Origin of the sequence: Corynebacterium sp. LK14 (assembly GCF_008042215.1) — a bacterium.
Taxonomy (GTDB): Bacteria; Actinomycetota; Actinomycetes; order Mycobacteriales; family Mycobacteriaceae; genus Corynebacterium; species Corynebacterium striatum.
Window position 1 is genome coordinate 53,481 of record NZ_NOVQ01000012.1, and the last position, 24,063, is coordinate 77,543.

At 59.4% G+C, this 24,063-nt stretch carries 24 protein-coding genes; 2 read left to right on the plus strand and 22 right to left on the minus strand.

The window, feature by feature from the left end; genetic code table 11:
* Positions 1-21: 21 nt before the first annotated feature.
* The 22 genes from CHU71_RS07720 to rho form a co-directional block, all read right to left on the minus strand.
* Positions 22-426, minus strand: coding sequence for a low molecular weight phosphatase family protein (locus tag CHU71_RS07720; RefSeq protein ID WP_005532079.1), 405 nt, complete (start codon positions 424-426; stop codon positions 22-24).
* 47 nt (positions 427-473) lie between these two features.
* Positions 474-2,051, minus strand: a complete 1,578-nt coding sequence (locus CHU71_RS07725; RefSeq protein ID WP_110333285.1) for an ABC transporter substrate-binding protein — start codon at positions 2,049-2,051, stop codon at positions 474-476.
* Between the two features lie 120 nt (positions 2,052-2,171).
* Positions 2,172-3,611 carry a cation:dicarboxylate symporter family transporter gene (locus CHU71_RS07730; RefSeq protein ID WP_100086858.1) on the minus strand — a complete coding sequence of 480 codons (1,440 nt, stop codon included), beginning with the start codon at positions 3,609-3,611 and terminating at the stop codon, positions 2,172-2,174.
* A 275-nt stretch (positions 3,612-3,886) separates the two neighbouring features.
* Positions 3,887-4,777 carry a tetratricopeptide repeat protein gene (locus CHU71_RS07735; protein WP_100086857.1) on the minus strand — a complete coding sequence of 297 codons (891 nt, stop codon included), beginning with the start codon at positions 4,775-4,777 and terminating at the stop codon, positions 3,887-3,889.
* Positions 4,774-5,082, minus strand: coding sequence for an MTH1187 family thiamine-binding protein (locus CHU71_RS07740; RefSeq protein ID WP_046645543.1), 309 nt, complete (start codon positions 5,080-5,082; stop codon positions 4,774-4,776). The genes CHU71_RS07735 and CHU71_RS07740 overlap by 4 nt, the downstream gene beginning before the upstream one ends.
* Positions 5,083-5,092: 10 nt before the next feature.
* On the minus strand, positions 5,093-5,377 hold the full coding sequence (locus CHU71_RS13040) for a hypothetical protein (protein ID WP_100086856.1): 285 nt from the start codon (positions 5,375-5,377) through the stop codon (positions 5,093-5,095).
* Positions 5,377-6,069 (minus strand): endonuclease NucS, encoded by a 693-nt coding sequence (gene nucS / locus CHU71_RS07750; RefSeq protein ID WP_046645542.1) that lies wholly within the window; start codon positions 6,067-6,069, stop codon positions 5,377-5,379. The genes CHU71_RS13040 and nucS overlap by 1 nt, the downstream gene beginning before the upstream one ends.
* 21 nt (positions 6,070-6,090) lie before the next feature.
* The gene (locus CHU71_RS07755) at positions 6,091-6,570 is read right to left on the minus strand and encodes a DUF2550 domain-containing protein (RefSeq protein WP_100086855.1); all 480 of its coding nucleotides are present in this window, start codon (positions 6,568-6,570) and stop codon (positions 6,091-6,093) included.
* 178 nt (positions 6,571-6,748) lie between these two features.
* Positions 6,749-7,120, minus strand: a complete 372-nt coding sequence (locus CHU71_RS07760; protein ID WP_005532062.1) for a F0F1 ATP synthase subunit epsilon — start codon at positions 7,118-7,120, stop codon at positions 6,749-6,751.
* A gap of 10 nt (positions 7,121-7,130) precedes the next feature.
* Positions 7,131-8,576, minus strand: a complete 1,446-nt coding sequence (gene atpD, locus CHU71_RS07765; RefSeq protein WP_005532061.1) for a F0F1 ATP synthase subunit beta — start codon at positions 8,574-8,576, stop codon at positions 7,131-7,133.
* Positions 8,577-8,579: 3 nt separating this feature from the next.
* Positions 8,580-9,563 (minus strand): F0F1 ATP synthase subunit gamma, encoded by a 984-nt coding sequence (locus CHU71_RS07770; RefSeq protein WP_049062706.1) that lies wholly within the window; start codon positions 9,561-9,563, stop codon positions 8,580-8,582.
* A 57-nt stretch (positions 9,564-9,620) separates the two neighbouring features.
* Entirely contained in the window at positions 9,621-11,261 is a 1,641-nt protein-coding gene (gene atpA, locus CHU71_RS07775; protein ID WP_046645538.1) for a F0F1 ATP synthase subunit alpha, read from the minus strand.
* 59 nt (positions 11,262-11,320) lie between these two features.
* The gene (locus CHU71_RS07780) at positions 11,321-12,136 is read right to left on the minus strand and encodes a F0F1 ATP synthase subunit delta (protein ID WP_100086854.1); all 816 of its coding nucleotides are present in this window, start codon (positions 12,134-12,136) and stop codon (positions 11,321-11,323) included.
* 6 nt (positions 12,137-12,142) lie between these two features.
* Positions 12,143-12,709, minus strand: a complete 567-nt coding sequence (locus CHU71_RS07785; protein ID WP_046645536.1) for a F0F1 ATP synthase subunit B — start codon at positions 12,707-12,709, stop codon at positions 12,143-12,145.
* Positions 12,710-12,754: 45 nt separating this feature from the next.
* Positions 12,755-12,994 (minus strand): ATP synthase F0 subunit C, encoded by a 240-nt coding sequence (locus CHU71_RS07790; protein WP_005532052.1) that lies wholly within the window; start codon positions 12,992-12,994, stop codon positions 12,755-12,757.
* A 105-nt stretch (positions 12,995-13,099) separates the two neighbouring features.
* Entirely contained in the window at positions 13,100-13,900 is an 801-nt protein-coding gene (atpB, locus tag CHU71_RS07795; protein WP_046645535.1) for a F0F1 ATP synthase subunit A, read from the minus strand.
* 540 nt (positions 13,901-14,440) lie between these two features.
* A complete protein-coding gene (locus tag CHU71_RS07800) occupies positions 14,441-14,887 on the minus strand; it encodes a hypothetical protein (RefSeq protein ID WP_049062703.1) in 447 nt (148 codons plus the stop codon).
* A 28-nt stretch (positions 14,888-14,915) separates the two neighbouring features.
* Complete coding sequence (locus CHU71_RS07805) at positions 14,916-16,091, minus strand: MraY family glycosyltransferase (RefSeq protein WP_147760711.1); 1,176 nt, start codon at positions 16,089-16,091, stop codon at positions 14,916-14,918.
* Positions 16,092-16,165: 74 nt separating this feature from the next.
* On the minus strand, positions 16,166-16,834 hold the full coding sequence (locus tag CHU71_RS07810) for an L-threonylcarbamoyladenylate synthase (protein WP_147760712.1): 669 nt from the start codon (positions 16,832-16,834) through the stop codon (positions 16,166-16,168).
* A gap of 30 nt (positions 16,835-16,864) precedes the next feature.
* On the minus strand, positions 16,865-17,773 hold the full coding sequence (prmC, locus tag CHU71_RS07815; protein WP_147760713.1) for a peptide chain release factor N(5)-glutamine methyltransferase: 909 nt from the start codon (positions 17,771-17,773) through the stop codon (positions 16,865-16,867).
* A 2-nt stretch (positions 17,774-17,775) separates the two neighbouring features.
* Positions 17,776-18,852 (minus strand): peptide chain release factor 1, encoded by a 1,077-nt coding sequence (prfA, locus tag CHU71_RS07820; protein WP_147760714.1) that lies wholly within the window; start codon positions 18,850-18,852, stop codon positions 17,776-17,778.
* Positions 18,852-20,846, minus strand: a complete 1,995-nt coding sequence (gene rho / locus CHU71_RS07825; RefSeq protein ID WP_147760715.1) for a transcription termination factor Rho — start codon at positions 20,844-20,846, stop codon at positions 18,852-18,854. Before rho ends, prfA begins: the two co-directional genes overlap by 1 nt.
* A 366-nt stretch (positions 20,847-21,212) precedes the next feature.
* Between rho and CHU71_RS07830 the strand changes: the two genes are divergently transcribed.
* Both CHU71_RS07830 and moaA read left to right on the plus strand, forming a co-directional pair.
* Entirely contained in the window at positions 21,213-22,973 is a 1,761-nt protein-coding gene (locus tag CHU71_RS07830) for a long-chain fatty-acid--CoA ligase (RefSeq protein ID WP_049146393.1), read from the plus strand.
* Between the two features lie 72 nt (positions 22,974-23,045).
* Positions 23,046-24,062 (plus strand): GTP 3',8-cyclase MoaA, encoded by a 1,017-nt coding sequence (gene moaA, locus CHU71_RS07835; RefSeq protein ID WP_147760716.1) that lies wholly within the window; start codon positions 23,046-23,048, stop codon positions 24,060-24,062.
* The last annotated feature ends 1 nt before the right edge of the window (position 24,063 follow it).

Below are 24,063 nucleotides of genomic sequence, written 5' to 3' on the forward strand. Positions count from 1 at the left end.
CCCCCCCGAGGCAGGCCCGCGTTAAGCCTGCTTGTTGACTCTCGCGATGAGTTCCTGCACGCGGGAGTCGATGTCGTCGCGCAGCTCGTTCATGCGCTGGGTGCCCTCGACGCCGCGCAGGGACGGGTCTTCGATATCCCAGCGCTCAGCGGGACCGTCGTAGTCTGCGCCACCTACCACGATGACGTGCTCGACCTGTGAGGCGAGCTCAGGGTCCACAGGCTTCGGAGTGCCCTGCGCCATGTCGGCACCGACCGCGGCAAGCGATTCCGCTGCCTCGTGGTTAATGTCGCCGGCAATGCCTGGCTCTGACACCTGGACGCCTGCGGAATACACGTCCCACTCGGGCGCGTGCTGCTTGGCCAGAGCGGCAGCCATCTGGGACTTGCCGCGGTTGCTGTTGCAAAGAAAAAGTACGGAGGTCATGACTCCGTACTTTTTCCGTGTTTTATGCCTCGCGTTGAGCTGTAGCGCTACTTCTTAGTAATGGCGTAGTAGACCGGCAGGGACTTCCAGCTAAACTCGACGTTATCGACGTTCTGCGACCAGCCACCAACAACATTCGGGTAGAACAGCGGGATGGCAGGCAGGTCGCGCAGCAGCAGCTCCTGGGCCTGGTTGTAGAGCTTGGCAGCCTCTTCAGAGCTCTTGGCGCCGTTGGCCTTCACGATGAGCTCGTCGAAATCTGGGTTGGAGTACTTAGCGTCGTTGGAGGCGACGTCGCTAGTGAAGTTCGGGCCGAGGAAGTTGCCCATGGATGGGTAGTCGGCCAGCCACGCAGTGCGGTAGGCGCCGTCCATGCGCTCCTTGCGATAAGCGTCGCGGAAGGACTTGAAGTCGGGGAACGGGCTTCCCACGGACTCGATGCCTAAGGTGTTGCTGATGTTGTTCGCTACGGCGTCGGCCCAATCCTTATTGTCGCCGTCGGTGTTGTAGTTGATCGGGAACTGACCTTCAAACTTGCCGTACTTCTCGTCGGCCTTCTTCCACAGCTGCTTCGCCTTTTCTGGGTTGTAGTCAAGGTTGGAGGAACCCGGCAAATCGTCGTCGTAGCCGTCCAAGACCGGCGAGGTGAAGTCGCGGGCCGGGGTGCGAGTGCCCTTGAAGATGGACTCGGCGATTTCAGCACGGTTGATGGACATGGAGATAGCCTGGCGGCGCAGAACACCCTCTTCACCCTTGAAGTGCGGGGTCTCTTCATTGATGGACATCTCGAGGTAGGTCGCCGCTGGCTTGGTCTCGCTGCGCTCAGCTAGGTCAGCCTCGTAGTTGCCGAAGGCCGAGGAAGGAATCGCCTCGAGGACGTCCAGGTTGTTGGCCAACAGGTCCATGTACGCCGCATCGGTGTCGTTGTAGAAGGTGTATTGGATACCTTCGTTCTGCGGGGTGCGCTCGCCGCCGTACTCCGGGTTCGGCTCGATGATGAGGCTCTGGTTGTGGTCCCACGAGACAAACTTGTATGGGCCATTAGAGACGGGGTTCTCGCCGAAGCCTTCTGGGTCGTCGAGCCCGGCCTTGGGAAGCGGGAAGTAGGCGTTGTACCCCAGGCGAGTCGGGAAGTCGGACTCCGGCTGGGTCAGTTCGATGGTGAAGGTGCGATCGTCGATGACCTTGAGACCTTCCATCTCCTTGACGCCTGGCTCATAGCCCTTAATGGAAGAAAAGAAGCTCTCGTTGAGTTGCTCGTTGGCCACGGCATAGTTCCAGGTGTCTACGAAGGTTGCGGAAGTAACCGGGGATCCGTCGGAGAACTTCAGATCCGGCTTGAGGGTGACCTTGTAGGTCTTGTCCCCTTCTTGCTCGATGGACTCGGCCATCTCGTTGTGGACTTTGCCCTCTGCGTCGTAGTAGATAAGGCCGGAGTAAAGCATATCGACCACGCGGCCGCCGCCGTTCTCGTTGGTCATGGCCGGAATGAGTCCCTGCTGTGGCTCGGTGCCGAGCACGGTGACATAGTTGGCGTCGCTAGCCGCATCACCTGCATCGCTGCCGCAGGCAACAAGACCAAAGGCGAGGGCGCCGGCAGCCAAAACGCCATAAAGCTTTCGCATATATTTCCTCCAGTGGAATATGAGATAGAACACTTGGAGAAAAACTAGCATGGTAGATCACTTTTAAAGCAAAAATGACCGGAAATATTCCGGTCATTTATTGAAGCTTAAGTGTTCGCACTACTGGAGCGCGCCAGAGCCCTTCTGGTAGTTGTCGATATCGAGCTGCGGAGTTGGCTGCAGATGCGCGGTTGCCGGATTCTCCACGGTTGGGTTGGAGAGGTCAACATCAGCGTCGTCCGCGGTTTCCACGTAAGGAAGATTGCCATTGAGCACCTCGCGCACGCGTGGCATATCGATGGAGTTGGTCCAGCGGCCAACAAGAATGGTGGCGAGAGCGTTGCCCGCAAAGTTGGTCAGCGCACGAGCCTCAGACATGAAGCGGTCGATACCAACGATGACACCCACGCCGTCGAGAAGCTCAGGGCGGTGGGACTGCAGACCCGCAGCCAGCGTAGCCAGGCCAGCACCGGAGACGCCCGCGGCGCCCTTGGAAGCGATGATCATGAAGACCAGCAGACCGATCTGCTCACCGAGCTGCATTGGCATATTCATGGCGTCAGAGATGAAGATGGACGCCATGGTCAGGTAGATAGCGGTGCCGTCCAGGTTGAAGGAGTAGCCCGTCGGAACGACGATGCCCACGGTTGGCTTGGCGACGCCCAGGTGCTCCATCTTGCGCATGAGGTTCGGCAGAGCAGACTCAGAGGACGAGGTCGCGACGATGAGAAGGAACTCACGCCCCAGGTACTTGCACAGCTTCCACATGCTGATGCCACCGAGCAGGCGGGCAATTAGGCCGAGAACACCGAAAACGAAGAGGAAGCAGGTGATATAGAAGGCCAGCATGAGCACTGCCAGAGACTTGACTGCCTCGAAGCCCGTGGCGCCGACGACGCCAGCGATAGCGCCGAATGCACCAATCGGGGCAACCCAGAGGATCATGGTCAAGATCTTGAAGGTGACCTTCTGCAGGTTGGCCACGAAAGCCAGGATCGGCTCACCGGCCTTGCCCATTGACTGAACGGCGAAGCCGAAGAGCAGAGCAACAAAGAGAACCTGGAGGACGGAACCGGAGGTGAACGCCGAGAACAGGGTGTCCGGAACGATGGACTGCACGAAACCGGAAAGGCCGTGAGCGCCTTCCTCGGCCTGCTTGACGTACTTGTCAGCTTCGCCCGCGGTGGCCTGGATGTTTAGGCCCGCGCCTGGCTCGATGAAGTTGCCAACGATGAGGCCGATTGCGAGTGCAAACGTAGACATCGTGATGAAGTAGATGAGGGCAATGCCGCCGGCCTTGCCCACCGAGGCAGCAGCGCGAACGGATCCAATGCCAAGGACAATGGTGCAGAAAATGACCGGAGCGATGATCATCTTGACGAGGCTGACAAACATCGTGCCGACGATCTTCATGTTCGACGCAGAATCAGGCGCGATCAGGCCGAAGGCAATACCTCCGAGAACGGCAATGATAACCGCGATGTAGAGCCAGTGGGTGCGGTCCTTCTTCGGAGCCTTGGACTCCGCAATCTTTGGACCTTGTGGTGAGAGGGTGGACATGGACACTCCCTTCAGGGGGAACTAGAAACCTGCACTGAGAGTTACTCGACAACTTTGCCCAACAAAGTGCTACGGCTCACTCAGCATTCTTAATGTAGGCGATATTAAACCGCACCTATTGGGATCTAGAAATTGGCCCTGCGCTGGGGGTATACGAAAAATAACCCCGGGCCATAGCCGGGGTTAATAGCCAGTCCCCCAAGTCCAGAAAAATGGGAGAATCGGACTTTTCAGAATGGGGGTAAGCAGGAGCGCTGTCTACCCCTTGCCCCTGCCTAGTACAGGGCGCTGGCGAGTTGGGTGCGCGCCTTAAGTACACGCGGGTCCGAAGACTCGAAGAGTCCAAACAGCTCCAGCAGACGGTCCTTGAGTGTTTGCTTCTCGTCACCCGCGGTACGTTTCATACCCTCAATCAGGCGGTCAAACGCCTTTTCGGGAGTGCCGGCGACTGCCTCGGCGTCGGCTGCATCGAGCTGCTTGGCGACGTCCTGCGGTTCCGCGTCCGCTGCCGCCACTGGATCCTCACTGCGATTGGCAGGGTCGAGGCGCTTGAGCAGCACCGTGGTGTTGCGCGCCTGTTTGATCTCCACGTTGTCGGGTTCAGAAGCCAGGATTTCGTCATACTGTGCGATAGCGGCGTCGAAGTCGCCGCTATTCAAGGCTTCCTCAGCGACGTGCAGGCGGGAATCCGGCGCCTCAGATTCCTCTTGTGCTTCCCCACCGCTTAAGCCGCGCAGCTGCGGACCGAGTTTCTCAACGAGGGTGCCAGTCCACTGCTCAAGGGCATCCTTTGGCTGAGCTCCCTCAAAGTTGGTGACGGGCTGGCCTGCAGCGATGGCGACGGTGGTCGGCAGGTTCTGGACACCGAAGACCTGAGCCACCTGGGGCACCACGTCGGCGTTGATGTAGCCGACGATGAAGCTTAAGTTACCGGCCTCCGCCAGGGACTTGAGATCAGCTTTGAGCTGCTCGGAAGCAGGTGAGCGCGGGGAACCGATGAGTGCAATGACAGGCACCTCAGCGGAGCGGCGGATTAATTCTGCTTCGAAGTTCTCCTCGGTGACCTCGAAGAAAGCCGCGATGCCTGCGGGGGCATCGTTAGGCGCTTCTGCCTTCTTCTTCAAGGCGCCCAGGTCGAGGGCACCGCCTACGTAAGGTCCGGTCACTTCTTTTCCTCCAGACGACGATTAACAGAGTCTACTTTTTGTGTGAGCTGCCCGGTCACGCCTTCGCGGATATCGGCCTTGATGACCAAGGACGTACGGGGAGAAACCTGGCGCACGGCGTCGGTTGCCTCCTTGATGACCGCGAAGACCTCGTCCCATTCTCCCTCCACGAGGGTGAACATGGCATTTGTTTCATTGGGGAGCCCGGAAGCGCGAACGACGCGCACTGCCTCGGCTACGGCCGCGGACATCTCTGCGGTTTCATCGCCAACGACGGTTGGCGCTACAGAAAATGCAACAATCATGCCCGCTATCCTACCTACGCTCCCAACAGTGCCGGTGCCAGTGCCTACGGTCTTCTTCCCTACCACCGGTATCGCGAGGCCAGGCCACGATATGAGCCACGCGTGGCGGGATGTTTTGATTACATCCCGGACAGATATAAAACTTCGTGGCGGCGGCGCTGCCAATGTGGCGCATAATGAAAGGTTCGCCGTGGGTCCATTTAGTGCCCTCGACTGTCTGGGAACCGAAGAAGGTGGATCCGTCCTTAGGAAGAGGACGCAGTTCAGGGCGATTACGGCGGTTGCGACGTGGCACTAGAACAACCGCAGTTCGTTCGATTCAATCCCGCGGAGGTCCTGGTAGTCCAGGATGACACAGCGGATACCGCGGTCTTCGGCGAGTGTGCGCGCCTGCGGCTTAATCTCTTGGGCGGCGAACACGCCCTGCACAGGAGCAAGAAGTTCATCGCGGTTGAGCAACTCAAGGTAGCGGGTGAGCTGTTCGACGCCGTCGATACCGCCGCGCCGCTTGACCTCGACGGCCACGAACTTGTTGTCTTGGTCCTTGGCCATGATGTCTACTGGGCCAATCGCGGTGGGATATTCGCGACGGACCAGCGAATAATTCTCACCGAGTGTGTCGATGTGCTCAGCAAGGAGCTCCTGCAGGTGAGCCTCGACTCCGTCTTTGACCAAGCCGGGGTCTTCGCCCAGCTCCACGGAGATGTCCTGATGAATCTCTGCGATTGTTATGCGCAGCTGCTCACCTTTGGGGTTTTCTACGAGCCACAGTTGCTCGCCGGTGTCCTCGCCGTCAATGTCGGTGATAGCGGACTCTTCGAGCGTGCAGGGTGGGGTCATCCAGTTGAGCGGCTTGTAGGCGCGGTCGTCGGCATGAATGGACACGGAGCCATCGGCCTTAACTAGCACAAGGCGGTCCGCCATGGGCAGGTGAGCATCCAAGCGGCCAACATAATCTACTGAGCAACGGGCGATGACTAAACGCATGCCCTCTACCCTATAGGTTGGCTACTGTTCTTTAGCAAAGCGGGTCGCCCGCTGCCGAAGCTGACGGTAATCCAGCCTCTCCTGACGCTTCGATGGGGCAGCCTCAATCCAAGCCGTAAGCCCCATGATGCCGTGCGAATCCGAGGCGATCTCATACTCCTGCCCGCCCAAGGAGAAATGCAGCACTGATTGCCCCTCAGACATGAAAGCAGCCTCGTCATCGTCCAATGGGCGCGTGCCAATTAGTTCGACGTCGAGGCGATTAAAGCGCAGGTCTGCTTGCAGTGAAACGGAGCGAAGCTTGAAGTATTCAACGTACTCGCCGTTGTAGCGCATCACACCATGGCGCCAAGTGTGGGAATCCTTAGCCGGCAAGGAACGCAGCAGTACTGAGGTCCCGCGCTCACGCAGCATAAAGAAACGGCGTGCGGCGAGGAACAAACAGGCCAACACAATGAGCCCCAACGCAAGAAGGAACAAACCAATTACTGATGAATTCATATTCAGGTGCTCCTTACTGCTAGGCAACCGTAGCTGATGAATGAATTCTAGCGCTTTAGTTGCACCAAATGCCACTAATCGAGCTAATGAATGGCGAGATAGAAAAAGCGCTCCATCTCCTCGTGTGGAGGAAATGGAGCGCTTCGAGAGCGGAAGGGCTTTGCTGCCCGTTACTCTCCTAGCCCTTGTTGGCGCGGCGCACAGCACGCTGTGCGGCTGCACCGCGGTTGTGGACGAGAGCTTCGTCAGACTTCTGGTCTTCGGAAGCCTGTGCCTCATCAACTTCGGTGGACCAGGTGGCCCAGTTGGCGAGGACAGTGATCTTGTCCCTGGACACGGAGAGGAAGCCACCCTGGACCGCAGCGACGAGGCGCTCGCCGTCCACTGGGTGGATGGTCACGACGCCGTTCTCAGCCAGCTGGCCGACCAATGGCTCGTGACCAGGAAGCACGCCGATCTCACCCTCGGTGGTCTCAGCCGTAACCAGCGTGGCCTGTCCAGACCACAGCATGCGCTCGACGGATACCAATTCAGCGGTGATGTCAGCCATGTGCCACTCCCTACTTCTCGGTGAGCTTCTTGTACGCAGCCTCGACGTCGTCCAAGCCACCCAGGCCGTTGAAGGCCTGCTCTGGGTAGTGATCGAACTCGCCGTTGCAGATGCGCTCGAAAGCGTCGATGGTCTCGGTCAGCGGGACGTAGGAGCCTGGCAGGCCGGTGAACTTCTCTGCGACGAAGAAGTTCTGGCCCAGGAAGCGCTCGATACGACGTGCACGCTGAACGGTGACCTTGTCCTCCTCAGACAGCTCGTCCATACCAAGGATGGCGATGATGTCCTGGAGTTCCTTGTTCTTCTGCAGGATGTGAATAACACGCTGTGCAACTTCGTAGTGGTGCTCGCCCACGATGGACGGCTCCAGAATACGAGAGGTAGAAGTCAGCGGGTTCACAGCCGGGTAAATACCCTTGGAAGCAATACCACGGTCCAACTCGGTGGTTGCATCGAGGTGGGCGAAGGTGGTGGCCGGAGCCGGGTCGGTGTAGTCATCCGCAGGAACGTAAACGGCCTGCAGAGAGGTAATCGACTTGCCCTTCGTGGAGGTAATGCGCTCCTGCAGGACACCCATCTCGTCAGCCAGGGTTGGCTGGTAGCCAACGGCGGAAGGCATACGGCCCAGCAGGGTCGAAACCTCAGAACCTGCCTGGGTGAAACGGAAGATGTTGTCGATGAACAGCAGCACGTCCTGGTTCTGCACATCGCGGAAGTACTCCGCCATGGTCAGGCCGGACAGAGCCACGCGCATACGGACTCCTGGCGGCTCATCCATCTGGCCGAACACGAGGGCGGTGTCCTGGAGAACGCCCATCTCTTCCATTTCGAGGAAGAGGTCGGTGCCCTCACGGGTACGCTCGCCGACGCCGGCGAAGACGGAAGTACCGGAGAACTCGCGTGCGATACGAGTAATCATCTCCTGGATAAGAACGGTCTTACCAACACCTGCACCGCCGAAGAGGCCGATCTTGCCGCCCTTCACGTACGGGGTCAGGAGGTCGATAACCTTAATACCGGTCTCCAGGATTTCGGTCTTGCCCTCGAGCTGGTCGAATGCTGGCGGCTCACGGTGGATGCCCCACTGCTCGCCGTCGCGGCCCAGACCAGGCTGGTCGAGGCAGTCGCCCAGTGCGTTGAAGACGTGGCCCTTGACCACATCGCCGACTGGAACGGAGATTGGCTTGCCAGTATCGGTCACGGTAGCGCCGCGGACGAGGCCGTCGGTCGGTGCCATGGAAACGGTACGGACGAGGTTGTCACCGAGGTGCTGAGCGACCTCGAGGGTGACGGTCTTTGCAACAGCCTCGAGAGTAATCTCGACGGTCAGTGCGTTGTACAGTGCCGGCAGTCCGCCACGCGGGAACTCCACGTCGACGACCGGACCGATGACGCGCACCACACGGCCGGCAACAGCCGACGACTGTGTGTTCTGCTCTTGCAGAGCTGAAGTCATAATCTAGTCACTTTCTGCGCTTTCGGCGAGCGCACCAGCGCCACCGACGATCTCTGTAATTTCCTGGGTAATCTGTGCCTGACGAGCCTGGTTGGCCACGCGCGAGAGGTTCTTGACCAGCTCGGTAGCGTTGTCAGTAGCAGACTTCATTGCGGTACGGCGAGCGGCGGACTCGGAAGCGGAAGCCTCCAAGAACATCGCGAAGAGGATGCGAGAGACATACTGCGGGAGCAGACTCTCCATCAACGTGTCCGCATCCGGCTCGAACTCGTAATCAGGGGTGACCTGATCAGCGGGCTCGGCGTCGGAAAGCGCGGACTCGCCGAGGTGGAATTCCTCGTCCTCGATGACCGGAACCACTGGCAGCAACTGCTGGGCACGCGCGGTCTGAGTCAGCATGGACTCGAACTCGGTATACACAACGTGGACCTGGTCGAAGCCACGGATGGCCTCGCCCTCGGTGTTGATGCCTTCGCGGTACTTAGCGGTACCCTTCGAACCTGCAATGAATCCGTCAATCATGTGACGACGGACATCGTGGGTGGTTTCCCAGGACGGATCCTGGGAGAAACCAGCCCAGCTGCCTGCAACGTCAGCTTCACGGAACTTGTAGAAGCCAACGCCTTTATTACCCGTGACGTAGCGGACGGTCTCGTAGCCCTGCTTCTTGAGCAGTGCTTCGAGCTCGGCTGCCTTCTTGAAGATGTTGTTATTGTAGCCACCGCACATGCCGCGGTCAGAAGAGACCACGAGAATAGCGGCGACCTTGCCATCTTCACGTTCACGAAGCATGGGGTGATCCAGCGAGCTGGCCGCTGCGAGCCTGTTCATAACATTCGCAAGCTCGTGTGCGTAAGGCAGTGATGCCTCAACCCTTGCCTGTGCCTTGGTAATGCGCGAGGTAGCAATGAGCTCCTGTGCCTTGGTGATCTTCTTGGTGGAATTAACGGACCTGATGCGGTCACGCAGTTCACGAAGATTAGCCATGGTGTTCGCTCCTCCCTTCTTTTATCTAGACGGTTGATTCTTAGAGCTGTGCGGACTCTAGTTAGCCGTCTTGCGGGAGACGTTGAGCTCGGTCTTCTTCACCTCAGCCGCGTCGAGCGGCTCAACCGGTGCCTCGGAGCCAATGTTGTGGCCCTCGGAGGTACGGAAGGTTGGGGTGAATTCCTTTGCAGCCTTAACGAGCGCATCCTTGGACTCGTCGGACAGAGCCTGGCCACCAGCGATCTGCTCGAACACCTGTGGGGTGTTGGAGTGCAGGTACTCGTGAACTTCAGCTTCGAAGCGACGTACATCCTCGACGGGAACGACATCGAAGATGCCCTGGTCTGCCAAGTAGATGGAAACCATCTGGAACTCGACAGGCTGCGGGGAGGACTCTGCCTGCTTGAGCAGCTCGACCAGACGCTCACCGCGCTCGAGCTGTGCCTTGGAGGCCGGGTCGAGGTCGGAAGCGAAGGCAGCGAATGCCTGCAGGTCACGGTAAGCAGCAAGCTCAAGACGCAGGTTACCGGCGACCTTCTTCATGCCCTTGGTCTGCGCAGCGCCACCCACACGGGAGACGGACACACCGACGTTAATTGCCGGACGGACGCCCTGGTTGAACAGGTCGGACTCCAGGAAGACCTGGCCGTCGGTAATGGAAATAACGTTGGTCGGGATGAAGGCGGAAACGTCGTTTGCCTTGGTCTCGATGATCGGCAGTGCGGTCATAGAACCTGCGCCCATGTCGTCGGAGAGCTTTGCAGCACGCTCCAGCAGACGGGAGTGGAGGTAGAAAACGTCGCCCGGGTATGCCTCGCGGCCCGGCGGACGGCGCAGCAGAAGGGAAATCGCACGGTAGGCCTCAGCCTGCTTGGTGAGATCATCGTAAATAACCAGGACGTGGTTGCCCTGGTACATCCAGTGCTGACCCAGGGCCGCACCGGAGAACGGGGCGAGCCACTTGAAGCCGGCAGCGTCGGAGGCCGGAGCAGCCACGATGGTGGTGTACTCCAGTGCGCCGTGCTGCTCCAGGGTGTGGCGGACTCCAGCAATGGTGGAGCCCTTCTGGCCGATAGCGACGTAGATACAACGTACCTGCTTGTCCTTGTCGCCAGACTCCCAGTTAGCCTTCTGGTTCAGGATGGTGTCGATGCAGACTGCGGTCTTACCAGTCTTACGGTCACCAATGACCAACTGACGCTGACCACGACCAATCGGGGTCATTGCGTCAATAGCCTTGATGCCGGTCTGCATCGGCTCTTCAACCGGCTGACGCTGCAGCACGGACGGTGCCTGCAGCTCGAGGACGCGGTCCTCTTCAGCGGCGATTGGGCCCAGGCCGTCGATCGGCTGGCCCAGTGGGTTGATAACGCGGCCGAGGAATTCCTCGCCCACGGGGATGGAAAGGACTTCGCCAGTCCTCTTGACCTCGTCGCCCTCGGTGAGGGACTCGAAGTTGCCCAGGACAACGACACCGATGGAGTTGGTGTCAAGGTTCTGTGCGACGCCGATAACGCCGCCTGGGAACTCGAGCAGCTCATTCGCCATAACGGATGGCAGGCCAGAAACCTGCGCAATACCGTCAGCTGCCGAAATGACCACGCCGACCTCCTCACGGGAGGCCTCCGCGGAGTAGCTCGAGGTGTAGTTCGCAATCGCGCTACGAATCTCATCGGAGGAGATCGTCAGCTCCGCCATGTTCTTCCTGCTCTCGGTAGTATCTTCCAGCAATTACTTAATCATTTCTGTCGTTTCGGCTAAGCCATCTTGGCACGCAGGCGGGCAATCTTGCCTGCCGTGGAACCGTCGATAACTTCATCGCCGACGCGGATGGCCATACCACCGAGGAGGCTGGTGTCAACCTCAGAGTGAATGGACATCGCACGACCATAAATTTTGCCCAGCTTCTCAGCGAGTGCTGCACGCTGGCTATCATTCAGCTCACCCGCGGTGGTGACGCGTGCAATGGTGCGACCCTGCAGCTGCGCTGCGTAGTCGGCCAGAGCGGCGACATCATCGATGGGGTTCTGCTCAGGGCGGCCGATGGCCTGGAGCGCAAGCGCCTCAGTGAACATCGTTACCTTGCCGTAGAGCACGCTTGCCAGCAATCCGCGCTTACGTGCGGACGTAGCAGTTCGATCGGAAAGCAACTGGGTCAGCTCTGCCTCGTTCTTCAGGATGCTGGACAGACGGAAAAGCTCATCTTCCACCTGGCCCAGCTGGCCCTGAGCCTCAGCACCACGCAGGAGTGCGCGGCGACCAAGGGATACGAGACCCTTGACCAAGTCACGAGTGGAGGACCACTGCTCGGCTGCAGCTGCTTCGATGACCTGAGCGGCGATCGGAGCAATCTTGGAGCCAAAGAGGTTCTGCACCAGAGACTTGCGGGTGTCGGCCGGAACGGCGGCGTCGGTTAGCGCAACGCGCAGTTCGCGGTCTGCATCAAGGACATCGACGACCTCGAAGAGGTCGAGACCTGCCTGTGCAGCGCTCGCAACAGCGGTGTCCGAAGCCAGAAACTGATCCAGCTGGGATTCAACGCTCGCGAGAGCTTCGCGGCTAGCTGCCTTCATAGTTGCCTACTTTCCGGCCGGTGCCACAGAATCGAGCTCGGACAGGAAGGTGTCAATCGTGGAGGACTGCTTGGTAGCGGACGAAAGCTCGCCGCCGAGCAGCTTCTCAGCCAAGTTGATGGAGTTCTGTCCGATTTCGGAACGCAGCTCGGAGATGACCTGTGCACGGGAAGCCTGCAGCTGCTTCTCGCCAGAAGCGACAATGCGGCGGGATTCTTCCTCGGCCTGGGTCTTAGCCTCAGCCTCGATCTGCTTGCCGCGCTCGCGCGCCTGCTCACGGATCTCTGCAGCTTCTGCACGTGCGTCAGCAAGCTGTGCGTTGTACTTCTCGAGAGCAGCCTTAGCTTCAGCCTGCTGAGCCTCAGCACGCTTCATGCCACCCTCGATTCGGTCCTCGCGCTCCTGGAGCATCTTGTTGTATGCCGGAAGAACGAACTTCCAGAACAGCCACAAGATGACAACGAAACAGATCAAAGACCAGAAAATGTCATAGTTCTTGGGCAGAAGGACGGAGAAGCTGCCGGAACCCGGGTTCTCCTCCCCCGCCGCAAGCGTATAAAAGACGTTGTTCATGTGGTCTCCAGTCTTAAAAGGTTGGTTTAGGAAAACGCGAACTTTTTAGAACAGGAAGCCTGCAACGAGGCCGATAAGTGCAAGAGCCTCGGTGAAGGCGATACCAAGGAACATGGTGGTACGCAGCTGGCCGGCCATTTCAGGCTGGCGAGCCATAGCCTCAACGGTCTTACCGGCAACGATGCCGATACCGATACCAGGGCCGATCGCGGCGAGGCCGTAGCCAACAGCCTTCAAGCTGTCGAGGTTAGCGGCAGCATCCTGTGCAAGAATGATTTCGTTCATGGTGAAAGTCGTTCCCTTTCGTATGTCCTGCCCGCATTCTCACGGACAGGGAGATAGTTTCTGTGAAGTTGAGATTTTTCTCGGTCGCGCTCGTCGACCTCGTCCTTAGTGCGAATCCGCGTGGAGGGACAGTTCGATGTACACCGCCGTCAGAAGGGCGAAGATGTAGGCCTGCAGGAAGATGACCAGGAGCTCGAACAAGCTGAATGCAAGTCCCAGAACAATGGTCAAACCAGACAGTGCCGTCCAACCGTTCAGCTGCCAGAAGAAGAAGTTCGACGCAGAGAACAGGAGGACCAGAATGATGTGTCCAGCCAAGAAGTTCGCCATGAGACGAATGGCGAGGGTAACTGGTCGCAGAATGAAGGTCGAGAAGAACTCGATCGGCACAACGAGCAAGTGCAGGACCGGCGGAAGGTTAGGAATAACCACCGAGGACTTAACAAACTTGCCGAAACCGTAGCGCTTTGCACCGGCGTAAATCATTGCGATGTACGAAACCGCTGCAAGAACGATAGGCATACCGATACGACCATTCGGCGAGACGTTAAGTCCCGGGATGATGGTCGGTACGTTCATAAACAGGACTGCGAAGAAGATCGTCGCGATAACCGGGAGGAATCGCTTCGCCTCCTTCTTACCCAAGATGTCTTCGGCGATGTAGATGCGGACAAAATCGACCGCATGCTCGCCGACATTCTGCAGACCCTTTGGAACCAACTTAGGGTTCTTAAAGGCCAACATGAAAAGAACCACCAATACCAGCGTCATCAAGATGCGCACCAGCATTAGGCGATCAAGCGCGAACCATCCGTCGGCAAAGTCGCCGAAGAACAGATGGTTAGCATCTACTTGCCCCGGGAAGAATTCTTCACCCAGATCAGGCGCGTGGAAGTGCCCTTTCATGGCCAATGTTGTAACGCTCAGCGTTCTCTCCCGTGTTAGGGCCGCCGCAATTGGATATTGCGGACGGTGCGATGGACGTCTCAAGCTCTCTGTCACGACTTCGGACTCCGTCGCACATCTTCGAAGAAGTGACAGGGATTGACCGCGCGGGAGCCGAAATTTCAATGACCTCGCAGCTAGCAAGGAAAATATTTCGGTTCCGCGGTAACCCGCACGAAATAATATCAGTTCAGCGCGTTTGAGACGTGTAGCAGGGTGGAGCCGAAATGACACCACCCCGCCCCGCTTCGCTATTTCCCACTTTTAAGGCTTATGACTAGGCAAAAGATCTTTTATGGCCTTTGTCACACACAGGAAATATGCACCACCCCGGGGGTGGAATTTACACACTTTTCACACGTTCCCCCAAGGAAGGTACCTGCCCCACATTCGGGTTATATGGCGCAAAACATAAGCCACCCCGGGTAAGCAGACAACGAATGTCCACCCACCACGGGGTAAAGGCCGATAAGTGCGGCAAACATGGGTTAGCGCGAGAATTTAATGCACGTAAGATACGCGGGCACTGACTACGCCCCATGCCTCCGTGCCGAGAGTCGCCAAGAGCGCCAAGACTACGGTCACAAACATGGCCATCTTGTCGTAAAACTCAAGGTCGCGGATCACGGCCAAGATGATAATGAGGACCAAGATCTTCACCAGCCAGCTGCCCATCACCACGATGATGGTATTGGTCGGCGAAGTCTTGGATGCAGCGAGCACAGACACCACAGTCAGCAGTACGAAACCGCCGCCGATGCCAGCGCCAATTACGACGCCCCAAATGCCGGGTAGTCCGCGCATACTACCCCAGACAGCCAGGGACAAGATAGTTATCGCTACCAGTGCCATCGAGCCGAAGTTTAAGGCACGCTTGAGCGGCAAAACTGGATCATCAAAGTCTTCAACCTTGTTAATCGGCGCATCATTCGCGGCGTTGTTAGTCATAGGCAAAAAGCCTACATCACGCCCCCGTCTAGGAAGGATCCGTATGGGTCACTACTGTGGCGCCAGGGTTGGCCCGTCCGAGCTTGCCCTGGCGAAGTGGGATGAGCGTGACGCCGAAGGCAAAGAGCAAAGCCAGCACCGTAATAGTCGTTGCGAGAACCGGCGGGACTATGGAAAAAGACACCGCCCCAAAAGCTACAGCGGATACCCACAAATAGAGGACGAGTACGGTTCGGCGGTGAGTATGCCCCAAGGACAAGAGACGGTGGTGGATGTGCGCTTTGTCCGCCGAGAATGGCGAACGCCCCTGCGAGAGGCGGCGAATAACCGCCCAGACAAGGTCCAGGACTGGAATAAATACAGCAGCGGCCACGACGATGAACGGCGAGGCGAGAGCCACCATGTCGACAGTGCCATACAAGGACATATTGATCTTGCCCGAGGCAGACGTCGAAGCCGCCGCCAGCAGCAGACCAATGAGCATCGAGCCACTGTCCCCCATGAAGATACGAGAAGGCTCAAAGTTGTGGGGCAGGAATCCGGCACAGATACCCACCAGCGCTGCCGCGATGATTGCGGGCGGATATGCGGAGACCGCACCACCTTGATCATGCAAGACGGTCAGGGAAAATACCAGGATCGCGGCGCCTGCAATAAGACCTAGGCCGGCGGCGAGACCGTCAAGCCCATCCACGAAGTTCATAGCGTTAATCAGCAGTACCGTAAAGAACGTAGTCAAGAGTGTGCCCTGGATTTGATCAAGAAGAACCGTAGTTCCATCCCCCAGCGGAATGAAGAGCAACGTCCACGTCAGGCCGAGGCCGCTCATGATTCCAGCGGCCAGTAATTGGCCCACTAGTTTGACTACCGCACTGAGCTCAACAAGATCGTCGATGACGCCCACAAGCACTACGGCCAGCGCCGCCCATAAGACCGCGTTCATCTCTGGGGTAACGGGCATAAAGCCGCGAGTCAAGGCTGGAAACTGGCCCGCAATGAATACCGCGGCCGCAAACCCGGTAAACATCGCCACGCCGCCCATCTGCGGGGTGGGTTGAGAATGCGAATCTCGCAAGCGAATTTCTGCCACTCGGCCAGTGCGGACCAAAAAGCTCCGAACTAAGCCAGTGGCAAGATAGGTAAAGGTCGCTGCGACGAGAATAACGAGGGCTATCTCGCGCAGCGGTACTCCAGTTCCGCCCACACACTCTCCTTTTCGCTCGGGTTCTTGTCTTTGCTACTGCGCCTCAGCGCCTAGGCACTACTACGCCTCAGCGCCTAGGCGCCAGGACGGGTACGCAGAGACTCTGCGGCCACACCAATAACCGCAGCGATTTCCTCCGCGGACAGCGCACCCTCGCGCAGCAGGTACGGACGCTCCCCGGAGAGATCGATGATGGTGGAAGGCTTGCCAATTGCGGTCTCGCCGCCATCGAGGTAAACGGTCACGGCTTTACCCAGCTGCTGCTTTGCCTCAAGCGCGGTGGTCGGCGGGGTCTGGCCGGAAATGTTTGCGGAAGACACAGCCATGGGGCCTACCTCGCGCAACAGTTCAATCGCGATCGGGTGCAGCGGCATGCGAAGCATCACGGTGCCGCGGGTATCGCCGAGGTTCCAGGGCAGAGACGGTGCCTGTGGCACCACGATGGACAGGCCGCCCGGCCAGAAAGCCTCGACCAAGGTACGTGCAGTATCGGTGTAGCTGGCAACCAGGCCGCGGATTGTGTCCCACGATCCCACCAGTACTGGGACCGGCATGTCAGGACCGCGATGCTTGGTGGCCAGCAGGCTTGCCACGGCGTCGTTGTCGAACGCATCGCAGCCCAGGCCGTAAAGAGTGTCAGTTGGCATCACAACCAGTCGGCCCGACTTCGCAGCCTTTACTGCGAGTGCCATTCCCTCTTCGCGCTCTGCTTGGTCGGCGCAGTTATAAATCTTTCCCTGCATGCTTTCCTCACTTCATGTTTACAGACCAACCTACTGTACTCCTGCGGAGTAGGCGCTTACACTTTTGCGCGCCGTAACGAAACGGGCGGTCCCTGTCAGATCCCGCAGCACGGCAATATCAGTGAACCGTCCATCAGCGTGGAGCACAGCCTGCACTGCAGCGCTGGTGGCGTCGTCGTGCTCGATGCCCACTCGGCCGCCGGGCTTGAGCAGCTCCGCGATGCGCGGGACGAGGCGGTTGATTATAGCCATACCGTCTTCCCCACCAAAGACTGCCATGTGTGGATCGTGGTAGACCTCGGGTTCGAGATCTAGGGTTTCCGGCACATAGGGCGGATTGGTGAGCACGAGGTCGACGCTGCCGTCGAGCTTGCGCAAGGTCGCAGGCGCAGTCGCGTCGCCCTGGACAAGCCTCAGCCCCTCGGCGGCTACGCGGGAGAGGTTGCGCTGCGCATAGGAAAACGCCTCATCGGAGAGCTCGACCGCGTACACCTCGGCTTCCGGCATTTCGTGCTTGACGTAGCCGGCCAGCGCGCCGCTACCGGTACACAGGTCGACGACACGCGGAGGCGACGCGGGAACTGTAAGAGCTGTGTGCTTAGCGACGTCGCGAAGCATGCGCACTCCCCAATCCGCCAGGACTTCAGTCTCGGGGCGCGGGATGAACACGCCTGGTCCGACCTCGAGCTCAAGCGGGCCAAACCACGCAGTACCGAGGATGTGTTGCAGCGGCTCGCGGGCAGCACGGCGCGCCACCCAGCCCTCGTACGCGATGTCGAAGCCCGGGATGGGAGCTGCATCAAGGTCTATGTCCATGTGCCCGCAGCCGATGAGCTCGGCGGCCAACAAACGGGCATCCCACTCGGGGCTGGGAACTCCAGATGCGCGAAAGCGCTCCGCGGCGTCGCGAAGCGCTTCTGCGTAGGTGTGAAAAGCCACCTTTAGCCTTCCGCCTCCAAGCGCTCAGCTCGCTCTTGGGCCTGCAGGGCGGTAATGAGATCCTGCATGTCACCGTTGAGCACGGCATCCAGGTTGTTGGCCTTGTAGCCAATGCGGTGATCGGTAATGCGGTTCTCCGGCCAGTTGTAGGTGCGGATGCGCTCCGAGCGGTCCAGGGTACGGACCTGGGAAGCACGCTGCTCGCCGGCCTCGGCCTCGCGAGCTTCGCGCTCAATCTGATCCAGGCGGGCCTGCAGCACCTGCAGTGCACGGGCCTTGTTCTGAATCTGGGAACGCTCCTTCTGACAGGTCACCACCAAGCCGGTGGGAAGGTGCGTGATACGCACTGCGGAGTCAGTGGTGTTAACGCCCTGGCCGCCCTTACCGGAGGAACGGTAAACGTCGACGCGCAGGTCCTTCTCGTCGATGTTGACGGACTCTACCTCGTCCGGCTCTGGGTACACCAGCACGCCAGCGGCGGAGGTTTGGATGCGGCCCTGGGACTCGGTGACCGGGACGCGCTGCACGCGGTGCACGCCACCCTCGAACTTGAATACGGACCAAGCGCCGTCGCGGGACGGGGTCTTGGACTTGAAGGAGATGGACATGTCCTTCACGCCGCCGAGGTCGGACTCGTTGATTCCCAAGACTTCCCACTGGAATCCAGCCTTGTCGGCGAAGCGCTCGTACATACGGGCCAAGTCGCCTGCGAAAAGGGCTGCCTCTTCGCCACCGGCACCGGCCTTGATCTCCATGATGATGTCCTCGGAGTCGTGCTCATCGCGCGGCGCGAGCAGGTCGGCGAGCTTTTCTTCGAGCTCGACTACCAGCGGCTCAAGGCGATCGACCTCGTCCTGAAAGTCATGGTCCTCGTATGCCATTTCCTTGGCGTCCTCGAGGTCCTGACGTGCCTGGATCAGGTCGTTGTTGACGGCAACGATAGGACGCAGCTCCGCGTAGCGCTTGGAAAGCTTGCGGAAGAGCTTCTGATCGCCGGCGACCTCTGGGTCGCCCATCTGCATTTCGATGCCCTGGTACTCGGAGACGATGTCGTCAACGAGTGAAACTTGGCTTGCCATTAGATGTAATCCTCAGCTTCCTTGTCAGCAACCATCGGTGCAGAGCTTGCCACCTGCATGAGGAACTCGCCGTTGGAGCGGGTCTTCTTGAGCTGCTTGATGAGCAAGTCGATCGCGGCGAAGGAGTCTAGGCCGGACAGGATGCGGCGCAGCTTGGTCATGATGCGCGCTTCTTCCGGAACGAGCAGCAGCTCGTCCTTACGGGTGCCAGACGGGTTAACGTCGACAGCCGGGAAGATGCGGCGCTCGGAGATAGCGCGGTCGAGCTTGAGCTCGGCGTTGCCGGTGCCCTTAAACTCCTCGAAGATGACGGTGTCTCCGGTGGAGCCGGTCTCGACCATTGCGGTAGCGATGATAGTCAGGGAGCCGCCGTCTTCGATGTTGCGGGCAGCACCGAGGAAACGCTTCGGCGGGTAAAGGGCGTTGGAGTCCACACCGCCGGAGAGGATGCGGCCGGAAGCCGGCGAGGAGTTGTTGTATGCACGGCCTAGGCGGGTGATGGAGTCGAGCAGGACGACGACGTCCTTGCCCTGCTCCACGAGACGCTTTGCGCGCTCGATGGCGAGCTCGGCCACGGAGGTGTGCTCTGATGGCGGGCGGTCGAAGGTGGAGGCAATGACCTCGCCCTTGACGCTGCGCTGCATGTCGGTGACCTCTTCTGGGCGCTCGTCGACGAGGACGACCATGAGGTAGCACTCTGGGTTATTTGCGGAGATCGCGTTGGCGATGTTCTGCAGGATGGTGGTCTTACCGGCCTTAGGTGGGGAGACGATGAGCGCGCGCTGGCCCTTACCGATCGGCATGATGAGGTCAATGACGCGGGTGGTCAGGATCTTCGGATCGGTCTCCAGACGCAGGCGCTGGTTCGGGTACAGCGGGGTCAGCTTGGAGAAGTGCGGGCGGTTCTGCGCGGTCGAAGGATCCGCACCGTTAACCGTGTCAACCTGCACCAACTGGTTGTACTTACGGCGGTTGCGGCCATTGCCGTGGGTGTGCGTTGGGCCGGAGACCTTGACCTTACCGGTCAGGGCGTCGCCAGAGCGCAGGCCCAGACGGCGAACGAGGTTGTTGTTCACGAAGACGTCGGAGCTTGCCGCGCGGTAACCGGTGGTGCGCAGGAAGGCTACGTTGTTGTCCACGACCTCGAGGATGCCGCCGACTGCCTGCACCTCATCACCCTCACGGATCTGCAGGTCATTGCCGCCGCCGTTGTTGTCGTTGCCGCCACGGTTGCGGCGGTTGCGACGGTTGCGGCGGTTACGGCGTCCGCCGTTGTTGTCATCGTCATCATCGGTGTTGCGACGATTGTTGCGACCACCACGGTCATTGCGGTCGTTGCGGTCGCCGCGGTCGTTACGGTCGCCGCGGTCGTTGTTCTCGCGCTTGTCCTGGTTGCCCTGCTGCTCGCTGGAGGAATCTTGGGAACCCTCGCTCGCAGCGCCATTGCCAGAGTCGTTGTCCGACTTGTTGTTCTCGGCGTTCTCGCGCTCTTGGCGGCGAGCACGGTTACGGCGGGCACGACGGGCCTGGGAACGGGACTCATAGCGCTGCTCGTCGCCCTTCTGCTCGCCCTTCTGCTCGCTCTTGTTCTCGTTCTGAGCCTCGGCGGCAGCGGCGTTTGCGGCGTTTGCGGCGTTTGCGGAATTGTCCTTGTCCGCGTGGTCGCGCGCTGCGTGGTCGTGTGCAGCACCAGCCTTGCGGGTAGCCTTACGAACCCGGCGCGGGTTTGCGCCAGCCTTCGTCGATTCAGCTGCATCGGCTGCAGATTCCTGCTTCGCCGCGGCGTCGGCAGGCACAGCGTCCGCTACGGGCTTTGCGGCCTTGGCAGCTTTGGCGGCCTTGGCTGGAACCTGGCCAGTGGTCAGTGCAGTGATGAGGTCCCCCTTGCGCAAACCAGAGACGCCTCGAAGGCCGCGCTCTGCAGCAAGCTTGCGCAGTTCCGGCAGCTTCAGGGATGCGTAATCCTGTGCTGCGGCTTTGTCCGTATTGCTCACGGATATCCTTTCGTCGCTTCACCAGCATTGATTTGCGTAGCCTGAAATGTGGCCTACGCGCTGGAAGCCAATCTGTATTTTTATGGTGCACGCCGCCACGAGCGAAGCAAGTTCCGAAGTAACGAATTATTCGGGTTAACTGCGCGGGCGGTGAAATATCTAGGCCTCTCCCCTGGGAAAAGGAATGCCACGGAGGAGAATTAGTAGAAGGCGACTGCGAGCGAGAAAGTAACACGAGGTTGCATCCTCGGAATACTCGGTTGCGCGGCGACTCGGAAACACTTGTCAAGCCAATCCGCACCAGTCGCTGTCAACTATAACGCATTGTACGCGCAAGCTGGAAGTGACACCGCTAAAGTAGACAGCATGCTTTCCACCATGCAGGACATCCCGCTCTCCCTTACACGCATCCTGGAATACGGGTCCACCGTTCATGGGCAGACACAGGTGACCACGTGGCATAGCAACTCGGAACCGGAAAAGACCAGCTTCTCCGCCATCGGCGCACGAGCCGCAGCTTTCGCGCACGTGCTGCACGACGAACTTGGAGTTACCGGGGATCAGCGTGTCGCATCCTTCATGTGGAATTGTGCGGAACATCTCGAGGTCATGTTTGGCGTAGCCTGCAAGGGCGCTGTTTTCACTCCCTTGAACAAGCAGCTGATGAATGACCAAATCCGGCACATCATTAACCATGCTGAGGTGGAGGTCATCGTCGCTGACCCACGCCTGGCAGATCAGCTCGCCAAAGTTCTAGCCGGAGCGGAATCCGTGCGCGCCGTGTTGTTTATCGGCGCCAGCAATCCGCAGTCGCACGCAGGAAAGTTTGGACGTGGCGTCGAGGTGTACTCCTACGAGGCGCTGCTTGACGGACGTTCCACCGAATACAACTGGCCGGAGCTGGAAGAGCATACGGCGGCAGCCTTGTGTTACTCCACCGGCACCACCGGCGCACCGAAGGCCGTGCTCTACTCCCACCGCGCGCTCTACCTTGAGAGCATGCAGCTGCGCGCATCCGACTCACTGTGCGTGACCCACGGCGAGACCTTCCTGTGCTGCATCCCTATCTATCACGTGTTGAGCTGGGGTGTTCCGTTTGCGGCTTTCATGACGGGTACGCCGTTGGTGCTTCCCGACGCCGATGTTTCCGCACCGACGCTCGCCAGCATCATCGCGGCAACGTCGCCGCGTGTGGCGCATGGCGTGCCAACGATTTGGATTCAGCTGTTCGTTCACTACCTCAAGAACCCGCCAAGCCGCATGACGCTCACGGAAATCTTCGCAGGCGGCTCGCCGGTGCCACCGCAGCTAATCAAGATGTGGGAGGAGCGATACGGCGTTGATGTTGTCCACGTCTGGGGCATGGCCGAGACCACCACGGTGGGCACGGTTGCCCGTCCACCCCAGGGCGCCGATGGCGATACCCGCTGGGCCTACCGCGTATCCCAAGGACGCTTCCCGGCTTCCTTGCAATACCGCGTGGTCAACGACGGCGTGGTCGTGCCCAGTTCCGACCGCAACGCCGGCGAGATTCAGGTGCGCGGCAACCTGGTCACGGGCTCTTATTACCACTCACCCACCTCCGAGCCGGGCGGCTCAGCAGAAGAGTTCCGCGGCAAGCAGGTCGAGGATGCCGAATCCAAATTCACCGCGGATGGCTGGCTGCGCACTGGCGACGTCGGTTCCGTCACCGAAGATGGCTTCCTTACCGTGGAGGACCGCGCCCGCGACGTCATCCGCTCTGGCGGCGAGTGGATCTATTCCGTGCAGCTGGAAAACCTCATCATGGCCAACCCTGTCGTGGTGGAAGCCGCGGTCATCGGTTATCCGGATAAACAGTGGGTGGAACGCCCTCTCGCGGTAACGGTGTTGGCGCCAGGGTTTTCTCCGACAATCGAAACCGCCGAGCGCATCCGCGAAGGCATGCGCAAGGAGCTGCCTTCGTGGATGCTTCCGGAGTACTGGACCTTCGTAAAGCACATCGACAAAACCTCGGTTGGCAAGTTCGATAAGAAGGACCTGCGTTCACACTTGGCTGAAGGCGAATACAACATCATTCGACTGAAAGGCCCTGGCGAGTCGCAGCGCCTGGATGACTTGCCGCAGCATTTCCCGCCCCGTGATTAGCCCCCCGGATTAAACGCGAATATTTCCGGGTTAATATGGATAAGACCACTCTCCTTATAGACTAGGACGACAATGACTTATCCGCTTCTAGATAAATACGGCCGCAGGGCCCGCGACCTGCGCGTTTCGCTTACTGATCGCTGCAATCTCCGCTGCACGTATTGCATGCCGGCCGAAGGTCTCGAGTGGTTTCCCACCGCAGAAACCTTGAGCGATGAGGAAACGATCCGCCTGATCCGCATCGGCGTCGAAAAGCTAGGCATCCGTCAAGTACGTTTCACCGGCGGCGAACCGCTCCTGCGCAAGTCTTTGGAGAAGATTGTCGCTGCCACTAAGCAATTGCGCACCGACGAAGGTAAATCACCGTCTGCCGCACTGACCACGAACGGCTTGGGCCTCGACCGGCGTATCGATGGATTGGTGGAAGCAGGTCTCGACCGCGTGAACATCTCGCTCGATACCACCGACCGCGAGCTTTATGCCCGGCTAACCCGGCGCGACCGCATCCAGGATGTCTTCACATCCATCGAGGCAGCAACGCGCGCCGGGCTGCACCCGGTCAAGGTCAATGCAGTGGTCATGCCGGGCGTGAACGAGGACTCCATCGTTCCGCTGGCCGAGTACTGCATCGAGGCGGGCGCGCAGCTGCGCTTCATCGAGCAGATGCCGTTGGGGCCACGTGATAAGTGGCGCCGCGAGAACATGGTGACGGCAGAAGATATCTTGGAGCGTCTGCGCGCTTCCTTTGAACTTGAACCAGCCAGCGAACCACGCGGCTCCGCACCCGCGGCGTTGTGGAACGCCTCCCGCGGCGGCGAATATGTGGGCAAGATCGGCGTCATCGCTTCCGTGACGCACTCCTTCTGCGGCTCTTGCGATCGCACGCGTTTGACCACGGATGGTGCAGTGCGCAACTGCTTGTTTGGAAACTCTGAAACCTCGCTGCGTGACCTCATGCGCGGGGGCGCCAGCGATGAAGAGCTCATGGAGGCATGGGCCGCCGAAATGTGGGCGAAGCTGCCCGGCCACGGAGTGAATGACGAGGGTTTCTTGCAGCCGGATCGCTTGATGGCAGCAATCGGTGGCTAAA

Coding starts and splice junctions, on each gene's coding strand:
- nucS (WP_046645542.1), bottom strand. CDS start 6,069: ATGCGTTTAGTCATCGCCCGTTGCTCAGTAGATTATGTTGGCCGCTTG.
- CHU71_RS07770 (WP_049062706.1), bottom strand. CDS start 9,563: ATGGCTAATCTTCGTGAACTGCGTGACCGCATCAGGTCCGTTAATTCC.
- atpA (WP_046645538.1), bottom strand. CDS start 11,261: ATGGCGGAGCTGACGATCTCCTCCGATGAGATTCGTAGCGCGATTGCG.
- atpD (WP_005532061.1), bottom strand. CDS start 8,576: ATGACTTCAGCTCTGCAAGAGCAGAACACACAGTCGTCGGCTGTTGCC.
- CHU71_RS07800 (WP_049062703.1), bottom strand. CDS start 14,887: ATGACTAACAACGCCGCGAATGATGCGCCGATTAACAAGGTTGAAGAC.
- CHU71_RS07740 (WP_046645543.1), bottom strand. CDS start 5,082: ATGATTGTTGCATTTTCTGTAGCGCCAACCGTCGTTGGCGATGAAACC.
- CHU71_RS07780 (WP_100086854.1), bottom strand. CDS start 12,136: ATGAAGGCAGCTAGCCGCGAAGCTCTCGCGAGCGTTGAATCCCAGCTG.
- CHU71_RS07830 (WP_049146393.1), top strand. CDS start 21,213: ATGCTTTCCACCATGCAGGACATCCCGCTCTCCCTTACACGCATCCTG.
- moaA (WP_147760716.1), top strand. CDS start 23,046: ATGACTTATCCGCTTCTAGATAAATACGGCCGCAGGGCCCGCGACCTG.
- atpB (WP_046645535.1), bottom strand. CDS start 13,900: ATGAAAGGGCACTTCCACGCGCCTGATCTGGGTGAAGAATTCTTCCCG.
- CHU71_RS07810 (WP_147760712.1), bottom strand. CDS start 16,834: ATGCAGGGAAAGATTTATAACTGCGCCGACCAAGCAGAGCGCGAAGAG.
- CHU71_RS07755 (WP_100086855.1), bottom strand. CDS start 6,570: ATGAATTCATCAGTAATTGGTTTGTTCCTTCTTGCGTTGGGGCTCATT.
- CHU71_RS07725 (WP_110333285.1), bottom strand. CDS start 2,051: ATGCGAAAGCTTTATGGCGTTTTGGCTGCCGGCGCCCTCGCCTTTGGT.
- CHU71_RS07785 (WP_046645536.1), bottom strand. CDS start 12,709: ATGAACAACGTCTTTTATACGCTTGCGGCGGGGGAGGAGAACCCGGGT.
- prfA (WP_147760714.1), bottom strand. CDS start 18,852: ATGGCAAGCCAAGTTTCACTCGTTGACGACATCGTCTCCGAGTACCAG.
- CHU71_RS07720 (WP_005532079.1), bottom strand. CDS start 426: ATGACCTCCGTACTTTTTCTTTGCAACAGCAACCGCGGCAAGTCCCAG.
- CHU71_RS07730 (WP_100086858.1), bottom strand. CDS start 3,611: ATGTCCACCCTCTCACCACAAGGTCCAAAGATTGCGGAGTCCAAGGCT.
- CHU71_RS07760 (WP_005532062.1), bottom strand. CDS start 7,120: ATGGCTGACATCACCGCTGAATTGGTATCCGTCGAGCGCATGCTGTGG.
- CHU71_RS07790 (WP_005532052.1), bottom strand. CDS start 12,994: ATGAACGAAATCATTCTTGCACAGGATGCTGCCGCTAACCTCGACAGC.